Source organism: Rhodococcus sp. 05-2256-B1, from assembly GCF_002258465.1.
Lineage (GTDB): Bacteria > Actinomycetota > Actinomycetes > Mycobacteriales > Mycobacteriaceae > Rhodococcoides > Rhodococcoides fascians.
This window is the reverse complement of record NZ_NOZA01000011.1, coordinates 351811-368264: the sequence shown is the minus strand read 5'-3', so window position 1 is coordinate 368264 and position 16454 is coordinate 351811. Positions and strand designations below refer to the sequence as shown.

15 protein-coding genes and 1 pseudogene are annotated in these 16454 nt (G+C 64.7%); 8 read left to right on the top strand and 8 right to left on the bottom strand.

What is annotated here, in order from left to right; all coding sequences use genetic code 11:
• Window positions 1-163: 163 nt before the first annotated feature.
• Window positions 164-1021 carry a DUF559 domain-containing protein gene (locus tag CH285_RS03720; protein WP_027496094.1) on the top strand — a complete coding sequence of 286 codons (858 nt, stop codon included), beginning with the start codon at window positions 164-166 and terminating at the stop codon, window positions 1019-1021.
• 107 nt (window positions 1022-1128) lie between these two features.
• Here the strand turns inward: CH285_RS03720 and egtD are convergent, their stop codons facing one another.
• From egtD to egtA, 4 genes are read right to left on the bottom strand one after another with little or no spacing between them, the layout of a single operon-like run.
• Window positions 1129-2094, bottom strand: coding sequence for an L-histidine N(alpha)-methyltransferase (gene egtD, locus CH285_RS03715; protein ID WP_027496093.1), 966 nt, complete (start codon window positions 2092-2094; stop codon window positions 1129-1131).
• A gap of 9 nt (window positions 2095-2103) precedes the next feature.
• Entirely contained in the window at window positions 2104-2844 is a 741-nt protein-coding gene (egtC, locus tag CH285_RS03710) for an ergothioneine biosynthesis protein EgtC (RefSeq protein WP_027496092.1), read from the bottom strand.
• On the bottom strand, window positions 2845-4149 hold the full coding sequence (gene egtB, locus CH285_RS03705) for an ergothioneine biosynthesis protein EgtB (RefSeq protein WP_027496091.1): 1305 nt from the start codon (window positions 4147-4149) through the stop codon (window positions 2845-2847). It abuts the gene before it with no gap.
• A complete protein-coding gene (egtA, locus tag CH285_RS03700) occupies window positions 4146-5387 on the bottom strand; it encodes an ergothioneine biosynthesis glutamate--cysteine ligase EgtA (protein WP_027496090.1) in 1242 nt (413 codons plus the stop codon). Before egtA ends, egtB begins: the two co-directional genes overlap by 4 nt.
• Window positions 5388-5530: 143 nt before the next feature.
• Here egtA and CH285_RS03695 point away from each other — a divergent pair, with 143 nt between their 5' ends.
• Window positions 5531-6700, top strand: coding sequence for an aminotransferase class V-fold PLP-dependent enzyme (locus CH285_RS03695; RefSeq protein ID WP_094644616.1), 1170 nt, complete (start codon window positions 5531-5533; stop codon window positions 6698-6700).
• Between the two features lie 48 nt (window positions 6701-6748).
• Here CH285_RS03695 and CH285_RS03690 read toward each other — a convergent pair.
• A pseudogene (locus tag CH285_RS03690) lies at window positions 6749-7576 on the bottom strand (DMT family transporter); the annotation flags it as partial.
• 74 nt (window positions 7577-7650) lie between these two features.
• Here CH285_RS03690 and CH285_RS03685 point away from each other — a divergent pair.
• The 3 genes from CH285_RS03685 (at window position 7651) to pth (ending at window position 9782) form a co-directional block, all read left to right on the top strand.
• Window positions 7651-8259, top strand: a complete 609-nt coding sequence (locus CH285_RS03685) for a TetR/AcrR family transcriptional regulator (protein WP_032381753.1) — start codon at window positions 7651-7653, stop codon at window positions 8257-8259.
• A gap of 185 nt (window positions 8260-8444) precedes the next feature.
• Window positions 8445-9107, top strand: a complete 663-nt coding sequence (locus CH285_RS03680) for a 50S ribosomal protein L25/general stress protein Ctc (protein ID WP_027496086.1) — start codon at window positions 8445-8447, stop codon at window positions 9105-9107.
• An 81-nt stretch (window positions 9108-9188) separates the two neighbouring features.
• Window positions 9189-9782 (top strand): aminoacyl-tRNA hydrolase, encoded by a 594-nt coding sequence (gene pth, locus CH285_RS03675; RefSeq protein ID WP_027496085.1) that lies wholly within the window; start codon window positions 9189-9191, stop codon window positions 9780-9782.
• Here pth and CH285_RS03670 read toward each other — a convergent pair whose 3' ends face one another.
• The gene (locus CH285_RS03670; protein ID WP_027496084.1) at window positions 9783-11417 is read right to left on the bottom strand and encodes a fatty acyl-AMP ligase; all 1635 of its coding nucleotides are present in this window, start codon (window positions 11415-11417) and stop codon (window positions 9783-9785) included.
• Between the two features lie 129 nt (window positions 11418-11546).
• On the opposite strand from CH285_RS03670, the gene CH285_RS03665 reads away from it, so the two are divergent.
• From CH285_RS03665 to CH285_RS03655, 3 genes are all read left to right on the top strand, one after another.
• Window positions 11547-13229 (top strand): peptide chain release factor 3, encoded by a 1683-nt coding sequence (locus CH285_RS03665; RefSeq protein WP_032364118.1) that lies wholly within the window; start codon window positions 11547-11549, stop codon window positions 13227-13229.
• A gap of 9 nt (window positions 13230-13238) precedes the next feature.
• On the top strand, window positions 13239-13892 hold the full coding sequence (locus tag CH285_RS03660; protein ID WP_094644522.1) for a nicotinamide mononucleotide transporter family protein: 654 nt from the start codon (window positions 13239-13241) through the stop codon (window positions 13890-13892).
• Window positions 13893-14039: 147 nt separating this feature from the next.
• Window positions 14040-14651: a hypothetical protein gene (locus tag CH285_RS03655; RefSeq protein ID WP_094644615.1), complete on the top strand. Its 612-nt coding sequence runs from the start codon at window positions 14040-14042 to the stop codon at window positions 14649-14651.
• Between the two features lie 11 nt (window positions 14652-14662).
• Here the strand turns inward: CH285_RS03655 and CH285_RS03650 are convergent, their stop codons facing one another.
• The gene (locus tag CH285_RS03650) at window positions 14663-15661 is read right to left on the bottom strand and encodes an enoyl-CoA hydratase/isomerase family protein (RefSeq protein ID WP_094644521.1); all 999 of its coding nucleotides are present in this window, start codon (window positions 15659-15661) and stop codon (window positions 14663-14665) included.
• 45 nt (window positions 15662-15706) lie between these two features.
• Window positions 15707-16390, bottom strand: coding sequence for a DUF4166 domain-containing protein (locus CH285_RS03645; RefSeq protein ID WP_032364166.1), 684 nt, complete (start codon window positions 16388-16390; stop codon window positions 15707-15709).
• Window positions 16391-16454: the final 64 nt, after the last annotated feature.

Here is a 16454-nt window from a genome sequence, read left to right as displayed (position 1 = left end):
GTTGCGCACTACGGTCGCCGATCGACGGAATTCCGTCGATCGGCGACCGTAGCGTGCAACCGTGCCCGCTCCGCCGGGCAGTCCTGTTGATAACGTCGTCGAGTTATCCACAATTGCGAGATTGCCACTGTTGCGCGGGCCCGTCAGCCGCAACGGTGTAGCAATGGGGGTTTACACAGTGCAGCAATTGCTCGCACAAGGAATCAGCACGAGCACGATTTCGAGGCGGTCGCGGTCGGGTGAGCTGGTGCGACTGCTACCGAAGGTCTACGCGACGGAGAAGCCGGACTATTTCGGACTGTGCCTCGGGGCCACCCTGTGGAGACCGGACGCCGCACTGAGTCACGAAAGTGCGGCATGGTTATGGGGACTGATCCAATACGAACCGCATCCGGTCGACGTCACTGTCGGCCCGACCGGCCAGTCGAGGTCGGTGCCCTGGATCCGAGTTCATCGCCGAGTTCTCGGCGACACCACCACGCGACGCGGCATGCGAGTGGTGTCCCTGGAGCAAACGTTCGTCGATGTCGCGACCTGCTTGTCGACGCCCGATCTCGAGAAGTTCTTCGACAACGCCATCGACAATCACGTGCCGTGGCGTCGGGTCGCTGAACTGTGTGACACGGCAAAGGGCATGGACGGGATGGCTGCAGTGCGCAAGCAGCTCCGAACCTGTTGCCCGAGAACTCTGTCCGAGCCGGAACGGGTGGTGGCGCGGGCACTGAAAGCTCGCCACTTCACAATGGAGATCAATGCGCGCGTAGGTAGGTTCTACGGCGACCTGGTCGACTTTTCCGCACGAGTCATCGTCGAGATCGACGGACGAGAGTTCCACACCGATCCCGCGACGTTCAACAACGATCGTCGACGGCAGAACGAGTTGGTACTCGACGGATGGTTGGTGCTGCGATACTCGGCGGCCACAGCGCTTGCCGAACTCGATCGCGTCGTGGACGAAATCATCACGGTGGTGCGTCGTCGCCGGAAGTCGGTTGCAGCAACGGGACGTCGACTCCCGTGAATACGCGACGTCGACGGGCAGGGTTGCCCACTACCGACGCCGATCGACGGAATCCCGCCGATCGGCGAACATAGTGTGCAGTGGTGCCCGCAATGCCAGCGGTTCGTTCAGACCCTTCCGGCCAGGATCAGAGCGAAGCGCGAATCTGCGTCGGACCACAGATGGAGGACGTCGAAGCCCGCCATCTTCAATTCACCGGCAATGCCGTCCGGCCGGAACTTCGCGGAGATCTCGGTACGTAGATCTTCTCCGGACTCGAAGTGCACGTGCAGGTCGAGATCGTGCAAATACACCTCCTGCGCAGCGGTGGCCCGCAGGCGCATCTCGATCCACTCGTGCTCGGCGTTCCACAGTGCCACGTGCTCGAAGGCCTCGGGGTCGAAGTTCGCGCCGAGCCGAGAGTTCAGGACCGACAACACGTTTCGGTTGAACTCCGCTGTCACCCCGGCCGCGTCGTCGTACGCGGGAACGAGCACGTCCGGATCGATCACCAAGCCCACCCCGAGCAGCAGAAACTCGCCGGGGTCGAGTGCGTCCGCTACAGCCGCAAGGAATTCCTCGCGTTCCTGCGGGATGAGGTTCCCCAGAGTGCCGCCGAGGAAGGCGATGGTGCGGCCTGTTCCGGAGGGAAGATTGTGCAGGGTGTCGGTGAAATCGCTGACGATGCCGTGCAGTTCCAGCGTCGGGAACTCCTTCGAGATCTGCTCGATGGCACCCTCCAAGGCGGTACTGGACACATCCTGAGGCACATACGTTCTCAGCGAACCGTGTTCGATGCCGGCAGACAACAGCAGCTTGGTCTTCTCCGACGAACCCGAGCCCAGCTCGATCAACATCGACGATTCGGTGGCCCGGGCTATGTCGAGTGCATGCTCCTCGATCAGCGCGCGCTCGGTGCGGGTCGGGTAGTACTCCGGCAGCACCGTGATCTGCTCGAACAGCTCACTGCCGACGGCATCGTAGAAGTACTTGGGCGAGAGCCACTTCGGGTCGGCCGTCAAGCCCTCCCGCACGTCCTTGCGCAATTCGTCCAGCAGCGTCGTGTCGGTCAGATGTACGTCCACCGTGCTCATGACTCTCCTTCATTCTTCCAGGGTCGAAACGGTGACACCGGTCGCTGTCGCGACGACGATGCTGCGGTCGTCGATAGAGATCCATTCGGGATCGTCGTCGACGGGTTCGGAGGCGATCGTGACCGAATCCTCGGTCTGCAGTACCGACAGCGAATGATGCACCGCCGTGGCATACATGGACGTGCCGTCCGAGAGCAGAAAATTCAGGCGCGCCTTGGGCGACCTGGCCAGAACCTCTCGAACCAGCATGCGCAATGCCGACTCGGGATCGTGTGTGCGCAACAGGTTTCGCAGCACGATCCACAATCCGGCGGCGTCGGTAGGGGCCGGCAGCATCAACGCATCGGTCGGCGGAATCTCCGACCACAGCTCCGCCAACGATTCCGGCCAACCGAACACGACGCCGTTGTGGCTGAATGCCCAGCGCTCGTCGGTGAACGGGGCACAGGCACTGCGTTCGACCGGCATTCCCACGGTGGCCGATCGGACTGCCGCGATCACCGACGTCGACTGCAGTTGCGGCAGAGCATCGTCGACCGCAGGGTCGGTCCAGATGGGCATCGGATTGCGATAGCTGCGCACGGTGTCGTCGCCGTCCCACCAGGCAACGCCGAACCCGTCGGCGTTGATGGTGCCGCCGCCCCGCATGTCGGTGGGCGCGAACGATTGTGTGCGCAGGGAGTTATGGCCCCGGGTCAGCAGTGACCCGACCGAGGTGGTTGCTCCGAGGTACCCGAGATGACGGCACATTCAGTGCGACTCGACGTCGCGGGCCAACCGGAACCCACTGAAGATCTGCCGACGAATCGGGTGATCCCAATTTCGGAACGTCCCGCGGCAAGCCACTTCGTCGGTGCCGAAAGAGCCGCCGCGCAACACCTTGTAGTCGCCGCGCAGAAACACCTCCGAGTACTCGGCATACGGGAATGCCTCGAATCCCGGGTACGCCTCGAAACCCGAGGACGTCCACTCCCACACGTCACCGATGAGCTGATGGACCCCGGCCGAGGACACACCCTGCGGATACGCCCCCACATCGGCCGGTTCGAGATGTCGCTGATTCAGATTGGCATGTGCTGCAGTGGGTTCGGCGTCTCCCCAGGGATAGGCGCGGGAGGTGTTCGACGCCGCGTCGTACCGCGCGGCCTTCTCCCATTCCGCTTCCGTCGGTAGCCGCTTGCCTGCCCAGCGCGCGTAGGCGTCGGCCTCGAACCAGCACACGTGCACGACGGGCTGCTGCGGACGCACCGGCCTGCGTACCCCGAAGCTTCGACGCCACCAGGTGCCGTCGGAATCGGCCTCCCAGAACTGAGGGGCGGTGAGCTGCGCATCGACGCGGTGCGCCCACCCCTTCTCCGTCCACAACTCGGGGCGCTCGTAGCCACCGTCGGCGATGAAGTTCATGTACTGCGCGTTGGTGATCGGGGCCCGGTCGATGGCGAAGGTCGGCACGTGCACGGCGTGTGCAGGCCGCTCGTTGTCCAACGCCCACGGGTCGAGCGACGTCCCCATCGAGAACGGCCCACCGGCAATGATGGCTTCCCCCGCCACCGGCATCGTGGACGTCGGCGGTGCGGGAGAAGTGAGAACGGCTGGGCCGGAACGTAACTGGTGGGTTGCGAGCATGGTTTCGTCGTGCTGCTGCTCGTGCTGGGCGATCATTCCGAACGCGAACCCGTGCTTCTCGACCGGCCGACCCTCGAACGTGCTGTGCTCCAACACGTCCCAGGCCTTGTCTCGAACGGTATGCACGTAGGCGCGCGCTTCCTCGGGCGTCAGGAGCGGCAGGGACGTTCGCGACGAACGCGAGTGCTTGAACGCGTCGTACAACTCGTCGATGTCCGGCCGCACCGGATCGCGGCCGCCGACATCGCGCACGAGCCAGAGTTCTTCCTGACTGCCGATGTGTGCCAGATCCCAGATCAGCGGGCTCATCAACGGCGAATGCTGAGCCATCAGTTCGGTTTCGTCCACGCACTCGGTGAGCGAGGCGCTGCGGGACCGGCTCCGAGTCAGCACGGTCTCGATTCTGGTCCTGAGTTCTTCGGCGCTCACACCGATTCCTTTCGGCTCTGCGATGTCGGCGACACCGCATCGAATTCGTGGGGCGAAATACCGGCGCGACATCTCCGAGATGCCGCACGCAGCTGCTGGGAGAACTCTCCTCCCGCGGATGATGCGAGATCGAGCACTTCGCTTGCGGCCCTGCGCAACTCGCCATCGGCCAGACCTGCCCGGGCCGCATCGAGCCACCGACCGGCTGTGCCTGCGCCGAGTTCGGTGGCCTGGGAAACCAGATCGGGAGTGGACAGCAGCGCCTCGAACGCGGCGGCCGGTATCACCCATTGCCCGTCGGGTTGCGCGTCGAGGTAACGGATTTCGAGGTGCCCGCAGGCTCGGACATGCGGGAACAGCGTCGTCAGGTGGTAGTCGAGATCGGCGTAGGTTGCCGGGCGACCGACAACGCTCGGATCGTCGAGCCACTGCGCAAAAGTGATGCCGGACGGCGCTTCCCAGTTCTGGGTGGTTCCCCGAATACAGAGGAGCGGAACGTCGAGTGCCCACCGCGCGTAATCGGCGATCGGATCGCCCGTGTTCGGTACCGTGGTCCGACTGGAATCGAGTTCGAGCCAGGTGCGCATTCGCTGCGATGCCCACGCACCCGCCGGTGCCCCGGCGAGTTCGGGAGAGCGCGCGAACGCAGCGACGAAGGCCGGGCCGATGGCGTGCAGCATCTGCCATCGCGAAGTGACCTCGGCCCGATCACGTCCGGCGTCCACACTGACCTGGGTGGCGGCGGTGTTGCACATCATCAGCTTGCCGAAAGGCCCGATGGTGGTGAAACGGTTTTCCATCGCGCAGTAGCGCGGTAAGACCAGTAGTCGTTCGGGATCTCGCACGGCGTCGGCGGGAACTGCGCTGATGGAGATGCCGTCGCGACCGAGCATGTCGTGCAACAGTCGGGCATCGGCGTCGAGCAGCGGTTCGAGCTGGGAAACGGAAATATAAGGCGAACTGGACAATTCGACTTGGCCGCCCGGTTCGACGGTGACGATACTTCCGCCCGGCAACGTCAGGGCGGGTGACTCGGGAGCGATACTGCGCGGGGAGTGATCACCGAGCGCAGCGGCCAGAGCTGACAGGGAGGGCCGCGAACCGTCGTCGAGGGCGGTGAGCCATTCGAGTTCGGCACCGATGAGCGACGGTGGCCCCAGCTTGAAACACACCTTCGACACGTATGCCTCGATGGCTGGGCGCGTGCTCAGCTCGAGGGACTTCTCGTTGGAGGACACATTTCCTTCTTTCCCACTCACCGCGATCCGACTACGCAATGTACCCAGCTGCCAGGATCGAAAACGCCGAGATCCCGCGTCGTATCGAGGCTACCGATTGTGGAACCCTGATGCCCGAGAGTTCGCTACCGGAAGGACTATCGATGCTCGATCACGACCGCATTCGCCGCGACACCCCTGGTGCGTCGGGCCGGGTATTTCTCGACAGCGCCGGCTCCTCGCTGCCGCCCACCGTCGTCGTCGACACCGCGATCGCCCATCTGCGCCGCGAGGCGGAGATCGGCGGGTACCGGGCCGCGAGCGAACGCCTCGACGATCTCGCGGCGGTCAAGACGTCGATCGGAACCCTGATCGGGGCACCGGCGTCGACCATCGCTCTGAGCGATTCCGCCACTCGTGCCTGGACCGACTTCTTCTACTCGGTGCCGTTGTCGGCCGGGGATCGAATCCTGCTGTGCGAGGCCGAGTACGCCAGCAACGCCATTTCCGCGCTGCACCGCGCCGAGGTCTCCGGGGCCACCGTCGAGGTGATTCCGAGCGACGCGTCGGGGTGCATCGACGTGGACGCCCTCGAACAGATGCTCGACGACCGAGTCCGGGTGGTGTCGGTCGTGCACGCGCCCACCAACGGAGGCTTGATCAACCCGGCCCGCGCGGTGGCCGATCTCGCCCATCGACACGGTGCCCTCGTTCTGCTCGACGCGTGTCAGTCCATCGGCCAGCTGCGGGTTGACGTGGACGAACTCGGCGTCGATGCGCTGTCGGCCACCGGTCGCAAGTGGCTACGCGGGCCCCGAGGTACCGGGTTCCTGTACCTGCGTCCGGAATTGGCCGCGAGCTTGCATCCACCGGCTCTCGATCTGCACAGCGCGCAGTGGGAGGACTCGTCCACCTACCGGATGGCCGATGACGCAACACGTTTCGAGTTCTGGGAATGCGACGTCGCAGCCCGCCTCGCCCTCGGCGCGGCCGTCGACTATCTACTCGAACTGGGCATCGACGACGTCGCGGACGCCATCTCCGAGCGCGCCGAGTACCTACGTGCCGGCATGCGACGCATTCCCGGGGTCACCGTCCACGATCTCGGTGACCGCAAGAGCGGCATCGTCTCGTTCACCGTGGACGGTGAGGAGCCGGTGGCCGTCCGCGACCGACTTGCCGACCGAAACGTGACGGTCACGGTGAGCCATCGCGGTTCCACTCGACTGGACATGACAGGCCGGGGGCTCGACGCCGTCGTCCGTGCATCTCCGCACTACTTCGTCACCTTCGCCGAACTGGACACGATGCTCGCTGCCCTCACCGGTGTGTGAGCGGGCTCTACGGTCCGGATGTGCACTGAGGTAGGCGGCGACCCCGATCCCCGAGACCGCGAGGCCCGCGATACCGAACCACGTGACCGCGTCGCCGAACATCACGAAAGCCCAGAGCATCGTCGTCGGCGGTGTCAGGTAGAGCAGCACGCTGGCACGAGTCGGACCACTGCGGCGCACGACGAACAGGTACGCGCCGTAAGCGCCGAAGGTCGACAGCACCACCGTCCACGCCACCGCAGCCCAGAAACCCGTCGTCATGGGCGGTACCGCGTCGCCGGCGAATGAACTCCACGTCATGAAACCGACTGCGCTGATACCACATTGGATCGCCATGGCCAGCGCGATGGGTTCTTTCGGATCCAGTAACCGTTGCCCGATCGTCCCGGCCGACAGCGCCAGCATGCCCGCGGCCGGCAGCAGGTAGACGGGCCAGGCGAGATCGGCACCGGACAGGTCACCGACGACGACGAGCGTCACTCCGGCGATACCGACGACGAGGCCGAGAATTCCTCTCGATCCGACGCGTTCGCCGAAGATCCTGCTCGAGGCCAGCGCGACCACCAGCGGCTGCAATGCAGCGATCAGGGCGGCGACACCCGGAGGGACGCCCATGCCGATGCCGGTGATGGTGGCACCGAGGTAGAGGAACTGACAGAAGAGGCCGAGGACTGCGTGGATACGCAGCGCGTGCCACGTCGGGGTGAGTCGTCGCCATCGGCACCACGCGACGAGGAGCACGACTGCCACCAGGTACCTCCAGGCCAGCAGCGTGTGGGCCGGAGCTTCGGCGGTGCCGAATTCTGCTCCGATGAAGCCCGAACTCCACAGAATCACCAGAGCTGTACCGGCGAGAACATCGATGCGTGAGGTCATGAGAGCGATGTAAACATACAGGTCTGTATACTCGCAGTGCACCCCACTCCGACCAGCGCTTTCGAAAGGTTGCCATGCACGACAAGCCACTGACCCCCGCAGCGGAACGAATTCTCGCCGTCGCGAGCGAGCTCTTCTACGACCGCGGAATCCGCGCCGTCGGCGTCGACCTGATCGCCGAGGAAGCCGGCACGACCAAGAAGACCCTGTACGACCGCTTCGGCTCCAAGGACGGTCTGGTGCAGCGCTATCTGAAGCGGCGATACGACCTCTGGTGTGCGCACGTGACGCAGTACGTCGACTCCCTCGACCAGGGTGAGCAGCGTGTACTCGGGGTCTACGACGCACTCGACCTGTGGATGCGCGACAACCATCGCGGCTGCGGATTCGTCAACGCATTCGCCGAGTTCGGCGGCACCGACAGCCCGGTGTTGGCCATCATCGAATCGGAGAAGGCGTGGACGCGATCGCTGTTCGCACGCCTGGCCGCCGATGCCGGATACCCCGATTCAGACGAACTCGGGACTCGATTGTCACTGTTGCACGAAGGTGCGGTGGTCATGGGAACCGCAGGCGGTCGGGACGACGCCATCGCCGTCGCCCGGTCGGTGGCCGCCGAGTTGCTCGCTGCGCTCGCACGTGAGCGGAAGTTCGTAGCAGGGGTCGAACTTCCGCGCACGTGACCTGGTCGTGTATTGTCTTCCAGGTTGTCTCGGCGAGGGTAGATCCGGCTCATCAGGATCCACCGTTATCGACGCGGCTCGGCCCCGTTGGCCGCGCTCGTTCGTGTCCGCCCCGACGAGTTTGACAGCCCGACGAAGTACGCCGCACGAACCACAGATCACAGTTATCAGGAGCATGTAGCACCATGGCATCGAAGGTAAACAACCTCACCGCACAGGTCCGCACCGAATTCGGCAAGGGTGCCGCACGCCGCGCTCGTCGCGACGGCCTCGTTCCCGCCGTTCTGTACGGACACGCAACCGACCCCCAGCACCTGGCACTCGACGCCCGCGCATTCGCTGCCGTGCTGCGTAACGACGGCACCAACGCTGTGCTCACCCTCGACATCGCCGGCAAGTCGCAGCTGGCACTGACCAAGTCGATCGTCGTGCACCCGATCCGTCGCAGCATCGAGCACGCCGACCTCCTCGTCCTGAACAAGGGCGAGCGCGTCACCGTCGAGGTCAACATCATCGTCGAGGGCGACGCCGCACCGGGCACCCTCGTCACCACCGACTCGACCGCCGTCGAGATCGAAGCCGACGCGCTCGAGATCCCGGAGAACTTCGTCGTCTCCGTCGAGGGTGCCGAGATCGGCACGCAGATCACCGCGGCAGACCTGGATCTGCCGTCCGATGTCACCCTCATCTCCGACGGCGAGACCCTCCTGGTCAACGTCGTCGAGGCACCGTCCGAGGAAGACCTCGAGGCCGACGGCGAAGGCACCGAGCCGATCTCCGAGACCGGCGAAGCCGAGACTCAGGAAGAAGCAGCTTCCGAGGACGAAGACAGCTCCGACGAGAGCTGATCCTCTCCCCTGCATCGCGAGCGGCGCGCTGTTCTCCTTCGGGAGACGGCGCGCCGTTCGTTTCGAACCATCGATGGAAGAATGACGCCCGTGAGCACCGAAAACGGCCCCGCCCTGATAGTCGGGCTCGGCAACCCCGGTCCGCAGTACGACAAGACTCGGCACAACGTGGGCTTCATGGTCGCCGACGCACTCGCCGGGCGCGTCGGCTCGTCGTTCTCGTCGCACAAGAAGTCCAATTCCGACATCGTGCAGGCCCGGCTCGACGGCCGTTCGGTCGTCGTCGCGAAGCCGCGAACGTTCATGAACCTCTCGGGCCAGCCGGTGGCGGCACTGGCTCGGTTCTTCTCCGTCGACCCCGCGAACATCGTGGTGGTGCACGACGAACTGGACATCGACTTCGGCGCACTGCGACTCAAGCTCGGCGGCGGTGAGGGCGGGCACAACGGTCTGCGCTCGATTTCTCAGCACCTCGGCACCAAGGACTACCTGCGGGTCCGCGTGGGCGTCGGACGGCCACCGGGACGGATGGATCCGGCGTCGTTCGTGCTCAAGCCCTTCTCGACGCCCGAACGCAAGGACCTCGGCGTCGTGATCGAAGAAGCCGCCGACGCCGCTGAGCTACTGCTGAAGGTCGGTCTCGAGGCGGCCCAGAATCGGGTACACCCGCGCTGATCAGTTCAGCAGCGACACCGAATTGGCCCGTCGCAGTTTGCCGCTCGACGTCTTCGGGATGCTGCCCGGTCCCAGGACTGCCACCGTGCGCGGGCGCACTCCTACCTCCGAATGCACCGCGTGGATCACTTCACGCTCTATCCGCTTGACCTCGTCGGGGTTGTCGATATCGTTCGTTTCGACTGCAACAGCGAAGCTTTCGCGTTTGTCGCCGGCGTCGAGGCGGATCGCGACGGCGTTACCGGGCCGAACTCCCGCGACGGTGCCCGCGGCTCGTTCGATGTCGGTGGGATAGATGTTGCGGCCGCCCATGATGATGACGTCCTTGACCCGGCCGCAGACGACCACCAGTTCGTCCTCGGTGATGTAGCCGACGTCGCCGGTATCGAGCCAGCCGTCGGCGTCCTGTGTCGGCACGGGGCCGTCGACGGTGATGTATCCGGGCGTGACGGCCTTGCCGCGGACCTCGATGATGCCGACGCCGCGGGCGGTGAGCACCTGCCCTTCCTTGTCCACGACACGGCCCTCGAGACCGGGAACGAACTTTCCGAGAGTGGCCAGGGATCGGGTGTTGCCGCGGGTGGACGGGACTGCGCGGCCGAGCGTTTCGAGCAGATCGGCGTCGACCACGTCGATCACCTGTCCTTGACCGGGGTCCGGAATCGACACGGCGAGAGTCGTTTCCGCCATTCCGTACACGGGCGCGAGGGCCGCGGGATCGAGCTTGTACGGCGCACCCGCTTCTGCCAACGCGATCATCGTGTCGGGGTCGACGGGTTCGGCACCGTTCCACGCGTAACGCAGCGTCGACAGATCCAGATCCAGATCGTCCTCCGCCTGACGCAGCCGACGCGCCAACAGTGAATACGCGAAATTGGGTGCAGCAGTGACTGTTCCGCGGTACTTGTCGATGAGCTTGGCCCACAACAGCGGCGAGCGCAGGAAGTCCAACGGCGTGATGCTCACGACCTCGGCACCCACCTGCATCGGTACCGACAGGAAGCCCACCATGCCCATGTCGTGGAAGAGCGGCAACCAACTGACCATGACGTCGGAATTGACGTCGAACTCGATGCGATCGATCATCGCGTACGCATTGACGTAGAAGTTCTCGTGCGTGATGCGCACGGCCTTGGGCGACCCGGTGGAGCCGGACGTGAGCTGCTGCAGCGCGATGTCGGTCTCGGCCGTCGGCACCGGATCGATGTCACGGCCGGACTTCATGTCGTCGATCTTCAGCACTGTGATGCCGCGCTCGACGAGCACCGGTGCGGCGATGTCGAACGGAGCTCCCAGAATCACCGCCTTCGCGTCGATCATCCGGACGACGGTTTCGGTGTCCTCGCCCCAGACGGCCAGATCTGTCCGCGGGGTGGGCTGATGCAACATCGTCACCGACGCTCCGCGCATCCACGTGGCCTGGCAGGCAGGTGCGATGTCGACGGGCTGGCCGGCGAGAATACCGATCGCGTCGCCGTGTTCGACCCCCGCGTCGGCCAGTGCGCCCGCCATCCGCCGCGCCTGCTCGTGGATCTCACCCCACGACTGACGCAACGCCGCCTCGGGCTCCCCGGTGACCAAACCACGTTTGCTGCTGCTTGCGGTCTCGAACATCTCGTCGGTGAACTTGCTCAACGCGTCATCTCCTCGTTCGACGGTCCTTCCGCGTCCCTCACCCTAAGCAATCCCGCGATGACCGGTGACCGTTACCGGCCGCGTATCCTTGACCTTTGCCGTTGCCGTGACTACGAGATAGAGGCCTTCGTGAGTACCCCGCCCAGTTCCCCCGACGTCGATGCAGCACTCGACGGGTCAGGACCGAACTCCGGCCCCGCTCGACACTCGGCCAGGGAACTCGATTTCGAGGTCGCGAGGCGTCGAACATTCGCGGTGATCTCACACCCCGATGCCGGTAAGTCGACGCTCACCGAGGCCCTCGCCCTGCACGCGCGCGTCATCTCCGAGGCCGGTGCCATTCACGGCAAGGCCGGCCGCCGCTCCACCGTCTCGGACTGGATGGAGATGGAGAAGGCGCGCGGCATTTCGGTGAGTTCGACTGCGCTGCAGTTCAATTACCAGACCTCCCCCGACGCCGAGGTCACCAACGTGATCAACCTCGTCGACACCCCCGGCCACGCCGATTTCTCCGAGGACACCTACCGCGTCCTGACGGCGGTCGACGCGGCCGTCATGCTCATCGACGCCGCGAAGGGCCTCGAGCCGCAGACCCTCAAGCTGTTCCAGGTGTGCCGCCAGTTCGGCATCCCGGTCATCACCGTCATCAACAAGTGGGACCGCCCGGGTCAGTCCCCGCTCGAACTGCTCGACGAGATCGAGTCACGCATCGGCCTGACGCCGACGCCTCTGTATTGGCCCGTCGGCATCGCTGGTGACTTCCGTGGCCTGCTCGATGTGCAGGACGGCAGTTACATCCGCTTCACCCGAACTGCGGGTGGTGCCACGATCGCGCCAGAAGAATTCATGACGGCCGAGGCCGCCGCGCAGCGCGAGGGCGTCGACTGGGACACCGCCGTCGAGGAGAGCGATCTGCTGATCTCGAGCGGCCAGCAACACGACCAGGAGATGTTCCTCGCCGGCCAGACGTCACCGGTGATCTTCGGATCGGCGATGCTGAACTTCGGCGTGCGCCAGATCCTCGACACCCTGGTGGCGCTGGCCCCCGCACCCGGCCCCCGGGCCGACGTCTCCGACGGGGTGCGCGCGGTGACCGATCCCTTCAGCGCCGTCGTGTTCAAGGTGCAGGCCGGCATGGACACCGCACACCGAGACCGCCTGGCCTTCATGCGCGTGGTCTCGGGTGTGTTCGAGCGCGGCATGGTCGTCACGCACGCACAGACCAAGAAGCCGTTCACCACCAAGTACGCGCTCACCGTCTTCGGCCGTGACCGGACGACGGTCGAGAACGCCTACCCCGGCGACATCGTCGGTCTGGTCAACGCCACCGCCCTGGCCCCGGGCCACACGCTCTACACCGACAAGAAGGTCGAGTTCCCACCGATCCCGTCGTTCGCACCCGAGCACTTCTCGGCACTGCGCGTCGACAGCGCCGACAAGTACAAGAAGTTCCGCCGAGCCGTCGAACAACTCGACTCCGAGGGCGTGGTTCAGGTGCTGCGCAACGACATTCGCGGCGACGCCTCCCCGGTTCTCGCGGCCGTCGGCCCGATGCAGTTCGAGGTGGTCACCGCACGAATGAAGACCGAATTCGGCGTCGACGCTCGGATGGAACCGTTGGGTTACTCACTTGCTCGGCGCACCGACGCGGCGTCGGCCGTCGAATTGGGCCGTCAGCGCGGCGTCGAGGTCTTCACCCGGACCGACGGCGCCCTGCTGGCTCTCGTCAGCGACAAATGGCGACTGCAGTACATCCAGAAGGAGATGCCCGAGCTCACCCTCGAGCCCCTCGTCGCCGCAGGCGATCAGTAGCCTGTCGCGGTGCTGACAGATCTGCTCGACGCCGAATTCAGTGTGCTGGGCCACCCGGTGCTGTGGCGCGAGGTGATCGGGAACGGCTTCGGACTGCTCTCCGCGGTCGGCGGAATGCGTCGAGTCGTGTGGGCGTGGCCGGTGGGAATCATCGGAAATGCGCTGCTGTTCACCGTCTTCATGGGCGGGGTGTTCCACACTCCGCAGGCGTTGGATCTGTACGGACAAGCCGGACGGCAGCTGATGTTCATTGCCGTCAGCGCCTACGGGCTGACCCGGTGGATGCGCGGCTCGAAGAACTCGGGGGCCGCCGTCGTTCCGCGCTGGGGCACTGCCCGTGAGCGACTGGTGATGATCACTGTCGCAGTCGTCGGAACGATCGTGTTCGCGCAGCTGTTCGGGTACCTCGGTTCGTTCGGCAAGTGGGCCGATGCGTGGATCTTCACCGGTTCGATGCTGGCGACGTTCGGCATGGCCCGCGGGCTCACCGAATTCTGGCTCATCTGGATCGCGGTGGACATCGTGGGCGTCCCGCTGCTGGTGATCGCTGGTTTCTACCCGTCCGCTGTCCTCTACTTGGTATACGCCGGGTTTGTGACCTGGGGTTTCGTGGTGTGGTTCAGGATCCAGAACAAGCCTTTGGACCAAAAAATGGCGATCTAAACAATCGTGATGCTACTCTCAGGCGGTCCGAACAAACTTCGAGTACGTTTTGGCGTGCTCGACGCCGAGTTGGGCGTCATGTGAGTTCTCCGATCATGGCGTCTCGGCGCGGAACCACCCGAGAATCACGATGAAGTGGAAAACGACATGACTAAGGGAACGAACTACCCATTGGCCGGGATCAAGGTCGGTGGCGCTCCCGCGCATCGTTTGGCGACGCCGCCGAAGTCCGATTCCACTCCGTCCAACGGTGCCCGCACCGACAGTTCGGTAGCTGCACCCGCCGAGAAGGCGGCCGAAACCACCACCGATTTCCCGGCGGCAGTGGTCACGTCCACCGACACGGCATCCGCTTTACAGCCCGCAGCATCAGAGAAGCCCGCCACGGAATCGAACGAGGTTGAAGTGACCACCAGCGATCAGATCTCAGAACACGGCCTGCCCACCAACGGCCGTTCCACCGCTCACGCCTCCAGCGGCAGCACGTCGCCGTCTCTCGGCCGCGGCCAGGCACCCGACCGTCGTACCGCCATGGGCGTCGCCTCGGTTCGTATCGCGGGTCGGCTGACCCAGAACGAACTCGGCAGCCGCACCGGCGACATTCGCACCCCTGACACTTCCGTCGGCCCCGACGAGCTGCTTCAGCTCCTCGGCGAATACCTCGTCTCCGGCGGTCTGCAGAACCCGGAGATCCACGTGCGTTCCAACGGCCAGACCATCGTGCTGGACCTGCAGAACCCCGCCAAGGGTTACCGCTGACCCACTGACGGTCACAGCAGCTGCTGGAAGGCCTCTGGTCGCACCATCTCGAGCACCAGAGGCTTCCACTGCGGCGCGCGGTCCTTGTCGACCAGCACTGCGCGCACCCCCTCGGCGAAGTCCGGTTCTGCGATGATCCATGTCGCCAGCCGCAACTCGCGATCGAGGCACTCCCGCAACGTACTGTCCGCAGCCCGCTCGATCAGGGCATCGGTGGCCATCAAGGACGTCGGCGACAGCGTTGCCAACTGAGTCTTGGTAGTGCGAGACCACGCGGTATCGCACTCCAATGCATCGATGATGTCGACGAGCGAGGTCTTCTCGAACACCGTGGCCACCGCTTTCGCGTCGAACGACAATTCCGTCGTCGGCGGCGGAGTCGTGTGTCGCTCGAGCGCTGCACCGAGATCGGTGCCGCCGAGAATGTCGTCCTTCAGCGCCTGGACGGCTTCGCTGGGGCAGAAGTGTGTCGCCAATCCCAGTGTCACAGCGTCGGATCCGGTGATCCGGGTGCCTGTCAGCGCCAAGTAGCGTCCGATGTGATCGGGCAACCGGGACAGAAAGTAGCTCGAGCCCACGTCGGGAACGAATCCGATCGCCGTCTCCGGCATCGCCAGAAGAGCGTTCTCGGTCACGATCCGAACGCTGCCGTGCACCGAGATTCCGAGCCCTCCCCCGAACGCCGCGGCCTCGATGACCGCCACATACGGCTTGGGGTACGTCGCAATGATCTCGTCGAGGTCGTACTCGGCAGAGAAGTAGCGCGGCCCGGCTTCTCGGTCGCCGTCGATCACCGCCTGCCTGATGGCCTTGATGTCTCCGCCGGCGCAGAACGCGCGCGGTGAACTGCTCGTCACCAGAACCGAACCGACGGTGTCGTCGTCCCGCCACGCATCGAGTGCCGCACGAATGCCGTGGATCATGGCCTCGTTCAACGAGTTCAGGGCCTCCGGCCGGTTCAGGACGATATGCCCGACACCACCGACTACCTCGGCTTCGACTACGGCCACTGCGGACTCCCTTTCACCTGCTTCGATCGACGCGTAACAGTAGCGCTATTCGCGTGATTCGATCGAGCGCGGCCGCGCGTCGGACGGTATGTCGGCGGGACGGCACTCGCGCTCCTCGGCGGTGAACCACCCGCGATACAGGAACAACTGGCCGAGCACCGGGCTCTTGACTTCGATCTCGATGCGGTGCCGTTCCTCTGCCGCGTCCCACCATTCCCGACCGATCGTGACCGCAGAGGCCACCTTCGGCAACTTCGGCGCAATGGGACCGAGCAGAAACCGTGGCACCTCGCTCTCGAGCACCAACCCACCGTCGGAGTCGACCGCACACGTGGTGTGCACCACCATGTCCGACGAGAAGCCCAGATAGTCGAGCGCATATGCGTCGGATTCGGCGGACGACACCATCACCGAATTCATCCCCTGCGGACGCGCAGCGAACGCGAAGCGACGCACGAAAGACATTGTCTCGCGGCCCAATTCGTCGACGTACGCATAGTTGGCAATGGTGAAAGGCACATCCTTGCCCACCCCAGCAGGAAACAGGCCTCGCTTACGACCGGCCCACAGCAGCGGCGGAGGAACGAGACGAGAGTGAGTCATCTCCTCCATCACACCGACCCCGAACTGAGCCCGATGATCCGAGGACTGCAAACCGAAACGCCATTGGACCTTGGGATGCAGACGAGCGAAATCCGAACCCATCACTTCTGCGACGACCGATGCCATGTGCACAGTATGCGCTGCGCGCATGTGCATGAAACTTCGTAGCAGGTCACGAGTTACCACTCAC

Bases quoted from the DNA above. Each gene is read 5' to 3' on its own strand.
- CH285_RS03720 (WP_027496094.1), top strand. From the start codon at position 164: ATGGGGGTTTACACAGTGCAGCAATTGCTCGCACAAGGAATCAGCACG.
- egtD (WP_027496093.1), bottom strand. From the start codon at position 2,094: ATGAGCACGGTGGACGTACATCTGACCGACACGACGCTGCTGGACGAA.
- egtC (WP_027496092.1), bottom strand. From the start codon at position 2,844: ATGTGCCGTCATCTCGGGTACCTCGGAGCAACCACCTCGGTCGGGTCA.
- CH285_RS03695 (WP_094644616.1), top strand. From the start codon at position 5,531: ATGCTCGATCACGACCGCATTCGCCGCGACACCCCTGGTGCGTCGGGC.
- CH285_RS03685 (WP_032381753.1), top strand. From the start codon at position 7,651: ATGCACGACAAGCCACTGACCCCCGCAGCGGAACGAATTCTCGCCGTC.
- CH285_RS03680 (WP_027496086.1), top strand. From the start codon at position 8,445: ATGGCATCGAAGGTAAACAACCTCACCGCACAGGTCCGCACCGAATTC.
- pth (WP_027496085.1), top strand. From the start codon at position 9,189: ATGACGCCCGTGAGCACCGAAAACGGCCCCGCCCTGATAGTCGGGCTC.
- CH285_RS03655 (WP_094644615.1), top strand. From the start codon at position 14,040: ATGACTAAGGGAACGAACTACCCATTGGCCGGGATCAAGGTCGGTGGC.
- CH285_RS03645 (WP_032364166.1), bottom strand. From the start codon at position 16,390: ATGGCATCGGTCGTCGCAGAAGTGATGGGTTCGGATTTCGCTCGTCTG.